Source organism: Thioclava indica (genome assembly GCF_000714545.1).
GTDB lineage: Bacteria > Pseudomonadota > Alphaproteobacteria > Rhodobacterales > Rhodobacteraceae > Thioclava > Thioclava indica.
In genome coordinates, this window is sequence record NZ_AUNB01000089.1 from 1 (window position 1) to 1,403 (window position 1,403).

The 1,403-nt window shown below is 61.9% G+C and carries 1 protein-coding gene; it reads left to right on the forward strand.

From position 1 onward, the window contains the following. The first annotated feature begins 98 nt into the window (after positions 1-98). On the forward strand, positions 99-1,370 hold the full coding sequence (locus DT23_RS17625; RefSeq protein ID WP_038133496.1) for an IS256 family transposase: 1,272 nt from the start codon (positions 99-101) through the stop codon (positions 1,368-1,370). The last annotated feature ends 33 nt before the right edge of the window (positions 1,371-1,403 follow it).

Consider the following 1,403-nt stretch of genomic DNA (forward strand, 5'->3'; position numbering starts at 1 on the left):
GAGCTATGCCAGAATTTGGGTGATGGCGTCCTTTGAAGGGCGGCGTATCGTGGCGGGTGTTGAGCCTGCCAGAACCTCCAGGAAAGGAGCGATACGCCATGAAAGACGATACCATGATCATTCCATTTCACCAGCCAGATTCCATCTCGGACCCGCTGACCGAGATTGCTCGCGAAGGCGCGCGGCGCATGTTGGCCGAGGCGCTGAAGGCGGAGGCTGATGCCTTTGTCGCCAGTTTCGCCGACGTGACATTGGCTGACGGGCGTCGGCGAGTGGTCAGGCATGGACACGGCCCCGAACGACCCATTCAGACGGGGATTGGCGCGCTCGATATTCAACGACCGAAAGTGCGCGACCGTGCAGGCGACACGTCGGGCGAAGACAGGGTGCGCTTCACCTCGAACATCCTGCCAAAATGGGCGCGGCGCTCGCGCAGCCTCGATACGCTGCTGCCGGTGCTTTACCTTCGGGGCATATCGACCGGCGATTTCCAGGAGGCGCTGAGCGCGCTTCTGGGTCCGGAGGCCGCGAACCTTTCACCCGGAGCGATCACGCGGCTGACCGCGGGCTGGCAGGGCACCTACGACGCATGGCAGCAGCGTGATCTTTCGGCGCGCCGCTACGTCTACATCTGGGCCGATGGGGTTTACCTCCAGGCCCGGATGGAGCCTCAGGCCGAGTGCATGCTGGTGATCATCGGAGCCACGCCGGAGGGAAAGAAGGAACTGCTCGGCTTTCAGGTTGGCACCCGCGAGAGCACGCAAAGTTGGCGTGAATTGCTGGTCGACATCAAGGCGCGCGGCCTGGCCATGGCACCCGAAATTGCCGTGGGCGACGGAGCTTTGGGTTTCTGGAAGGCGCTGGACCAGATCTGGCCGGACACCCGGCATCAGCGTTGCTGGGTCCACAAGATCGGCAATGTGCTGAACGCGTTTCCCAAGTCGATGGCCCCTGCGGTGAAATCCGACCTTCACGACATCTCGCACGCCGAAACCCGCGCCGACGCGCTGGCGGCAATGGATGTCTTCGAGGAAAAATACGGCGTAAAGTATCCCAAGGCGGTCACCTGCCTGACGAAGAACCGCGATGCGCTCATGGCATTCTACGACTACCCGGCCGAGCATTGGGACCATCTGCGCAGCTCCAACCCGATTGAGAGCGTCTTCGCCACCGTTCGACATCGAACCGTGCGCACCAAGGGCGCCCTGTCGCAGAAAACCGCCCAGCTGATGGTCTTTACCCTGATCCAGGCCGCCGCGAAATCATGGCGCCGGCTCAACGGCAGAAATCAGTTGCCGAAAGTCATCGAAGGCATCAAGTTCCGAAACGGCGTCGAGGTGACAGACGCCACAAAAACCAGCGCCGCCTGATCAGGCCGCGTCACCCAGATTCAACCATAGCTC